Origin of the sequence: Microvirga pakistanensis, from assembly GCF_004458765.1 — a bacterium.
GTDB lineage: Bacteria > Pseudomonadota > Alphaproteobacteria > Rhizobiales > Beijerinckiaceae > Microvirga > Microvirga pakistanensis.
Genome location: NZ_SPJX01000359.1, coordinates 1 through 223, shown reverse-complemented (window position 1 = coordinate 223; position 223 = coordinate 1). Strand labels below are relative to the sequence as shown.

Genomic DNA, 223 nt, shown 5'->3' with positions numbered 1-223 from the left:
GCCATCGCACCGCCAATCCTGTCTCATGGTGCGTCACGAGAAGGCCCGCGCCGTGCAGGGCGTGGGTGCCTCCCCAGGAGCTCGGCCTGGGCCGGGGCAGACCAAGAGGGACGATGACGCGCCCATCGGGCTTCAAGCGATCGATCCAGGCATCGGCGGGCTTTTCGACGGAAAAGTTCACATAGACCGCATCGACATCCTCGCGCGGCCATCCGGCGCCGTC

General features: G+C 67.3%; 1 pseudogene. It reads right to left on the bottom strand.

The features are described 5' to 3' along the window. Nucleotides 1–223 (bottom strand): annotated as a pseudogene (locus E4K09_RS29250) (protein-L-isoaspartate O-methyltransferase); the annotation flags it as partial.